Annotated in this window: 4 protein-coding genes and 1 pseudogene; 4 read left to right on the top strand and 1 reads right to left on the bottom strand. The window is 73.5% G+C overall.

Annotated elements, in window-relative coordinates; translation table 11 throughout:
* Positions 1 to 339 (bottom strand): annotated as a pseudogene (locus ABZ914_RS46655) (MBL fold metallo-hydrolase); the annotation flags it as partial.
* A 148-nt stretch (positions 340 to 487) separates the two neighbouring features.
* Here ABZ914_RS46655 and ABZ914_RS46650 point away from each other — a divergent pair.
* The 4 genes from ABZ914_RS46650 (at position 488) to ABZ914_RS46635 (ending at position 4,763) form a co-directional block, all read left to right on the top strand.
* The gene (locus ABZ914_RS46650) at positions 488 to 1,813 is read left to right on the top strand and encodes a CaiB/BaiF CoA transferase family protein (RefSeq protein ID WP_500201085.1); all 1,326 of its coding nucleotides are present in this window, start codon (positions 488 to 490) and stop codon (positions 1,811 to 1,813) included.
* Positions 1,814 to 1,902: 89 nt separating this feature from the next.
* Positions 1,903 to 2,733: an ABC transporter ATP-binding protein gene (locus ABZ914_RS46645; protein ID WP_190864087.1), complete on the top strand. Its 831-nt coding sequence runs from the start codon at positions 1,903 to 1,905 to the stop codon at positions 2,731 to 2,733.
* Entirely contained in the window at positions 2,730 to 3,605 is an 876-nt protein-coding gene (locus tag ABZ914_RS46640; RefSeq protein ID WP_500201084.1) for an ABC transporter permease, read from the top strand. The genes ABZ914_RS46645 and ABZ914_RS46640 overlap by 4 nt, the downstream gene beginning before the upstream one ends.
* A 27-nt stretch (positions 3,606 to 3,632) precedes the next feature.
* Positions 3,633 to 4,763, top strand: coding sequence for an ABC transporter substrate-binding protein (locus ABZ914_RS46635; RefSeq protein ID WP_500201083.1), 1,131 nt, complete (start codon positions 3,633 to 3,635; stop codon positions 4,761 to 4,763).
* Positions 4,764 to 4,779 lie beyond the last annotated feature (16 nt).

Here is a 4,779-nt window from a genome sequence, read left to right as displayed (position 1 = left end):
GCCGCCGACCAGCCGCGCCCCGGTGCGGGCGGCGACCACCGCCGAGTCCATGGCGTGGTCGAAGTGGGTATGCACGGGCACGACCGCGTCGAGCGCGGCCACGCCGGCCCGCGCGAGGGCGGCGTCGATGCGGCGGCGGTCCGGGGCGATGCGGCGCAGCCCCACCGCCGCCAGCGACGGGCGGGAGAAGAACCCGTCGGTCATGACGGCGGAGGCCCCGTCCGCGAAGAGGAGGGTGGAGACCCCCAGGAAGGTGACCGACAGGCCCTCGCCGGCCCCCGGTACGTCGAACCGGTCGGCGTAGCGGGAGATGTCAGGGCGACCGAAGCGCGGCTTCATGGGGTGACCCTAGCGGCGGGCCCGGGGTCGAGCGGGACAGTTATCTGACGGGCTTTCAGTTCGGGTTCGCCGGCACTAATCTGACGGCTAGTCAGAAACGGGCGGCCGGCGGCCGCCCGTCCGGTCGGCTCGCGGAGGCAAGATCCCGATGGAAGCTCACACCCCGCCCGGCGCGCCGCTCGCCGGGATCCGGATCGTCGAGGCGTCGATGCTCGGGCCCGGCGCCGCCACCACCCACCTGGCCGACCTCGGCGCCGACGTGATCAAGGTCGAGCCGCCGCGCGGCGACTACCTCCGCGAGACGACCTGGCCGCTCGTCTCCGGGGTGTCGCTGATGCACCTGCACATCAGCCGCGGCAAGCGCAGCATCGTGCTCGACCTGCGCACCGCCGAGGGCCGGGAGGTGTTCCTCGACCTCGCCAGGGGCGCGGACGTCGTCGTGGAGGCGATGCGGCCGGGCGGGCTGGAACGCCGGGGCGTCGGGCCGAGCGCGCTCGCGCGGGTCAACCCGCGGCTGGTGTTCTGCGGCATCTCCGGGTACGGCGAGACCGGCCCGTACCGCGGCCTGCCGAGCCACGGCGTCGCCTTCGACGCCTGGGCCGGGCTCGTCCGCCCGGAACCGACCGGGGACGGCCACTGGGCGATCCCCGAGCACCCCTCGACGGGCATCAACGCCGGGCCGCTGTTCGCCGCCATCGGCATCCTCGCCGCGGTCATCCGGGCGCGGGCGACCGGCGCCGGTGGCCGCCTGGAGGTCGCCCAGTCGGACGCGGCCGCGTCGATGGACTGGCTGCGCAGCGAGACCTGGCGGGCCTACGAGCGGCCCGAGAGCGAGGTCACCGGCAACAGCGCCGACGGGTTCCGGCGCCGCGAGCCGGGGACGGCCGGCATGCGCGACGGGGTGCGGTACCAGTTCTACGCCACGGCGGACGGCCACATCCTGCTCATGGCCTCCGAACGGGAACTCTGGCGCAACTTCTGCACCGCCGTCGGCCGCCCCGACCTGTTCGACCGGCACCCGGGCTCGCGCTACGCCGACCACGCCGTCGGCGACACCGTGCTGCGCGACGAGCTGGCGGAGATCTTCGCCGGCCGCGGCAGCGCCGAGTGGATCGCGTTCGGCGGCGAGCACAACGTGCCGATCGCGCCGGTGAACACGCCCCGGACGCTGGCCGCCGACCCGCAGTTCCAGGAGCGCCTGCCCTGGCTGCCGGCCGAGCGGCTCGGCACCGACCAGCTGCCGAGCCCCATCAGGTTCGTCGGCGAGGAGCGCCGGATCCCGGCCCGCGCGCCCGCTCTGGGCGAGCACACGGAGGAGATCCTGCGCGAGGTGCTCGGCTACGGTCCGCCGGCGATCGCGCGGCTGCGCGAGTCGGGCGCGCTGGGCTCGCCGGACGGGCCGGAGAAGGCGGAGGGGGCGGGCGCCGCACGGCCGGGTCCCGCCGAGCCGGGTCCCGGCGCGGAGGGCGGCTGACCGCGCCGGGAGACGGGCGATGTTGCCTATTGCACAAATCTGACGCCCCATCATATTGTCGCTTCCACTGCGTCCTTGGAGGTGAGACCATGGAACTCGCCCGAAACAGAACGAGTTCTACGATCCCCCGGCACGATTCGGAGCCACCGCCCGCCGCCATCCACGCGACCGGGGTCGAGCGCCGGTTCCGCCGCGGCCGCGCGGACGTGCACGCTCTGGGGCCGGTCGACCTCGACATCGCGGCGGGCGAGTTCTGCTGCGTGGTGGGGCCGTCCGGGTGCGGCAAGTCGACGTTCCTGCGGCTGGTCGCCGGGCTGCTGCGGCCGAGCGCCGGACGCCTGGAGATCCGCGCCACGGCCCGGCACCCGGCCGCGATGATCTTCCAGGACTACGGCATCTACCCCTGGAAGACCGTCCTCGGCAACGTCCGGTTCGGGCTGGACGTCCAGGGCGTCCCGCGCAAGGAGGCGACCCGGCGGGCCCGCGACTGGCTCTCCCGGATGGGGCTGACGGACTTCGCCGACGCCTACCCCGCCTCCCTCTCGGGCGGCATGCGGCAGCGGGTGTCGATCGCCCGCGCGCTCGCCGTCGAGCCGGAGATCCTGCTGATGGACGAGCCGTTCGCGGCCCTCGACGCCCAGCTGCGCACCATCCTCCAGGAGGAGCTGCTGGCGATCTGCGAGGCGGACCGGCGCACCGTGCTGTTCATCACGCACAGCCTGGAGGAGGCCATCGTCCTCGGTGACCGGGTGCTGGTGATGAGCGCCCGTCCCGGCCGCGTCCTGGCCGAGCGCACACCCCCGTTCGGCCGCCCGCGCAGCGGGGACGTCCGGCACTCCCCCGAGTGCGCCGAACTGAAGGCCGAGCTGTGGGACCTGCTGCGGGGCGAGATCGAACCGGCCGGAGGTGGCGGAGAATGACCGAACAGCGAACCCTGCGGCCGGCAGCGGCCGAGGAGCGGATCATCGTGCGCGAGCCGGGACCCGCCGAGCGGTCCCCTGCGGCCGCCGCGACCCGCCGGCGCACGCTGGAGCTCGGGCTGGCGATCGCCGTCCCGGTCGTCCTCGTCGGGCTGTGGCAGCTCGCCGCGGACTGCGGCTGGATCGACGCGCGGCTGTACCCCTCGCCGTCCACCATCGTCGCCAACGGGTGGGACCTCGCCGTGGACGGCAGGCTCTGGCCGGACGTCTGGGCGACGAGCCGCCGGGTCGTCCTCGGCTTCCTGCTCGGCACCGGCGTCGGCGTGCTGCTCGGCCTGGTGATGGGCACCTCGCGGACCGTGCGCGCCGCGCTGGAGCCCCTGCTCGACGCGCTGTACGTGGTGCCGAAGCTGGCGCTGCTGCCGATCTTCCTCAACATGTTCGGCCTCGGCGAGGGGCCGCAGCTCGCGCTGGTCGCCGCCACCGTCTTCTTCTTCGTGTGGATCTCCACGATGTCGGCGTTCCTGGCCGTCCCGGAGGGGTACCGCGAGGCGGGCGAGGTCTTCGGGGCGGGCCGGTGGCAGATGTTCCGGCACGTGCTGCTGCCCGGCGCGCTGCCCCAGATCATGGTCGGAGCCCGGATCGCGGCGGGCGTGTCCGTCCTGGTCATCGTGGCATCGGAGTTCGTCGCCGCGACCGACGGGCTGGGCTACCTCATCTTCAATTCGCGGGCGCTGTTCCAGAACGACGTGATGTACGTCGGCATCGTCTGCGTCGCGGTGCTCGGCGTGATCTTCTCCGAGATCATCCGCTTCCTCGGCCGGCGGCTGACCCCCTGGGCGCCCGGTGACCGTGACCGCGTCCGTACCTGACCAGGCGTTTCGGCACCGGAGGACACCATGAGACTTCCCCTGTTCGTTCCCATCGTCGCCGCGGTGGCGCTCGCCGCCGGCGCGTGCGGCGCGAAGGGCGCCGCCGACTCCGGCGCCCCGCGCGAGGCGCGTCCGATCACTCCGGTGGCGGGCTGCGACGCGGCGGCTTGGAGCGATCCAGCCGACCTGGCGCCCGACCGCGCCCCGGCCCGCTGCAAGCCCGGCGCGCCCGCGCCCAAGCCGCTGGCGAAGAAGACCAGGATCACGATCTCGGCCAGCACCGGATCGGCCGAGTTCGTCGCCCCGCTGCGGCTCGGCATCGCCAAGGGCGAGTTCGCCAAGGAGAACCTGGACGTGGAGTTCAAGCAGCTCGGGGTCGCCGACTCGATCCCGCTGCTGGCCAAGGGCGACCTCGACGCGATGTGGTCCGCGCCCGAGGCGGCGTTCTTCAACGGCCTCCAGCAGAGGTTCGAACTGCGCTGGGTGCTCGGCAACTACTCCTCCAACCCGCAGTCCAGGTCCGGGCTCTGGGCCCGCGCACCGAAGGGCGCCGCGCCCGCCGCCGTCAGGCTCGGCGACGCGCGGGTCGGCACGCTCATCGGCAAGGGCAGCGTGATCACCTACCCGATGAGCCAGGTCCTCGGCCGGCACGGCACCAGCCTCAAGAAGGTCCGCTTCACCAGCCTCACCGGGCCCGCCGACACGGTGACCGCGCTGAAGAACGGCGGCGTCGACGCGGCGTGGATGGTCGACCCGGTCTGGAAGGAGGTGGACGGCAGGCCCGGGTTCCAGTTCCTCGGCGGCCAGCCCCTCGGCGAGCCGCTCGGCGGCCTGATCTACGGGCCGGGGATGCTGCGCAAGAACGCGGACGCGGGCGTCGCGTTCGTCCGCGCCCTGATCCGGATCGTGAACACCTACTTCACCGGGGACTACAAGAAGAACGCCGCGTTCGTCGGGGAGCTGGCGTCGAACCTCGGCCTCAAGCCGGAGGCGCTCACCGCCGTCCCGGCCCCGGTCTGGGACTGGGAGATCCGCAAGGGCACGACCGACCGGTTGCAGAAGGCGTACGTCGAGGGCGGCGCGCTCGGGAAGACGGTGCCGGAGTCGGAGGCCGTCGACCGCACCTTCTATGAGGAGGCCGTGGGCCACAAACCCTGACCCGCGCACGGACGGC

Origin of the sequence: Spirillospora sp. NPDC046719, assembly GCF_040645715.1 — a bacterium.
Taxonomy (GTDB): Bacteria; Actinomycetota; Actinomycetes; order Streptosporangiales; family Streptosporangiaceae; genus Spirillospora.
The sequence above is the reverse complement of the archived record's forward strand: the minus strand, read 5'-3'. Positions and strand labels throughout refer to the sequence as shown.